Consider the following 2269-nt stretch of genomic DNA (forward strand, 5'->3'; position numbering starts at 1 on the left):
GCGAAGAAACCGATAAGTCCCTCGATCTCTGCTCGGTTGCGATTCGCAATAGGAGCGCCAAGGGCGATGTCTTCCTGACCACTGTAGCGGGAGAGTAAAACATTAAACGCGGCCAACACCGTCATGAAGAGGGTGGTGTTCTCTTGTCGGCCAAGCTCCTTCAGCTGCTGGGTGAGCCCTGGAGCGAGTGTGTGACAGGAAGTCGCGCCGTGGTCGGTCTGGATCGGAGGGCGCGGCCGGTCGGTTTGAAGCGTGAGGGGCGTTAGCTCCGCAAGCTGCTGAACCCAGTACTGGAGCTGCTCTTCGCGTACGCTGCCTTGGAGCCACTGGCGCTGCCAGAGGGCGAAATCAGCGTACTGGAGTGGTAAGGGATTAAGGGGAGACGGTTCCCCGGTTTGGAAGGCAGGGTAAAGCTGGAGGATCTCGTCGTAGAGAACCGCTCTGGACCAACCATCGGACGCGATGTGGTGGATGCCAATCAACAATACCTTCGCCAAAAATCGTAGTTCGGCCGACAGGCATGCCGAGAAGAAAATAGGGCTTTTGGAGTACAGTCAAAGTGATCAAACCCAGACTGAACGACCCAAAAACCCATGCCCGACATTCTATCGCTTCTGCTGAACTTACAACCCGTCCTGACAAAGACAACCTGCCGACAGCTCTACCAAATCGTCATGGCGATGCTCGTCATGCCCGCCCACATCACCCAGAGAGGCATCGCCAGATGGGCAGACAAAGGAGGAAGCTATCGCACCGTTCACCGATTCTTCCACACCAACATCGATTGGATGCAAGTCAACTGGCTCCAGTTCTTGATGCGGCTCTATGTCGCCACGGATACCTATCTGCTGGTGGGAGATGAAACCGTTGTAAAAAAGGCAGGCAAACACACCTTTGGGTTGGACCGCTTCTTCTCCTCGCTTGCCGATAGACCGGTGGCGGGGGTAGCCTTCTTCGCTCTGGCCCTGGTCAGTGTCCAAAAGAGGCAAGCCTACACCCTCTCGGTTCAGCAAGTCGTTCGCACTCAAGACGAGAAGGACAGGGCTAGGCAAAAGCGAGAAGACAGAAAAACCAAGAATCGCAAAACAGGGGGAACCGTCAAGAAAGCAGGACGCCCCAAGGGCAGTAAAAACAAGAACAAAGAACAAATTACCCTCAGCCCAGAGCTGGGGCGCATCCTTCTGTGGACCCAGAAGCTTCTGACACTCATTGGCAAGAAGATAGCGCTACATTACTTTGTTCTGGATGGACATTTTGGCAATCATCCCTCTTACCAGATGACGCGCCAGTTGGGATTGCACCTGATCTCCAAAATGCGTCACGATGCCCAACTGTATCTGTTGCCAACAGAAGCTCAGAAACAAGCCTGTCCACGTCTGCAGTATGGCCAGCGTCTGGATTACGATAATCTGCCTGCCGCCTCTCGGGTGTCTTGTCAGAAAGAAGAGGGCTACGAGCGTGAAGTCTACCAGATACAGTGTCGGCACAAAGACTTTGCTGAGGTGCTCAATATCGTGGTGATTGTCAAGACACACCTAGTGAGCGGGCGTCGTGGGCATGTGCTCTTGTTTAGTAGCGACTTGGCCTTGGAAGCCCTCACGTTGATTGACTACTACGGTCTTCGCTTCCAGATCGAGTTTGAGTTTCGCGATGCCAAGCAGCATTTTGGCCTGTCTGACTTTGTGTGTGTTGGTGAGACCTCCGTGCACAACGCGGTCGGCCTCTCGTTTTTCCTGGGCAATCTGAGTTGTCACCTTTTGGAGCGTTTTGGCGAGTCGTTTCCCGAGGCGGGTGTTGTTGATCTGAAAAGTTACTACCGTGGCCGTCGCTACGCTCTTGAAACGCTGAAGTGTCTTCCTTCTGCCTTGAAATGTCTTCCGGAATTTGCGGATGGGATTGTTTGTTCTGGTGTGCTCTCGCGGCTGGAATCGGTTGTGGACCAGGTTTGTCGTCTTGGGTTGATCCATCCAGGTGGGAAGGTGGCTTCAGGAGGGGCTCCGACGGCTACAATGGAGCTTTGCACCTGAGATTTTTCTTCTGGCAGTGATGGCATCAGGCATTGAGAAAGTCACACCGTTTTGGCGAAGGTATTGCATCCTTATACATGGGTTTAGAGTGCCGTGTAGCGCAGCTTTTCTCCCCCTGCCGGGTTGACGGTGAGGTGGCCACGCACCCGGGTGCCCTCGGCGAGCTCGATCACGACCCCGTTTGTGTCTGAGGAGAGCACGCGCAGGCGTAAATCACCACGCCCTAGCCCCCAGGCCCAGCC

Annotated in this window: 2 protein-coding genes; one reads left to right on the plus strand and one right to left on the minus strand. The window is 54.6% G+C overall.

All coding sequences use genetic code 11. The annotated features are described in order from the left end of the window. Window positions 1-497, minus strand: a 497-nt coding sequence (locus RMO15_RS21970; protein ID WP_309717208.1) for a condensation domain-containing protein, incomplete at its 3' end; no start/stop codon positions are given. A gap of 96 nt (window positions 498-593) precedes the next feature. Between RMO15_RS21970 and RMO15_RS21975 the strand changes: the two genes are divergently transcribed. Next, window positions 594-2027 (plus strand): transposase, encoded by a 1434-nt coding sequence (locus tag RMO15_RS21975; protein WP_309717211.1) that lies wholly within the window; start codon window positions 594-596, stop codon window positions 2025-2027. The last annotated feature ends 242 nt before the right edge of the window (window positions 2028-2269 follow it).

Source organism: Armatimonas sp., assembly GCF_031410135.1.
GTDB lineage: Bacteria > Armatimonadota > Armatimonadia > Armatimonadales > Armatimonadaceae > Armatimonas.

Excerpts from the sequence above, each read along its gene's own strand:
- RMO15_RS21975 (WP_309717211.1), top strand. The coding sequence starts at position 594 with ATGCCCGACATTCTATCGCTTCTGCTGAACTTACAACCCGTCCTGACA.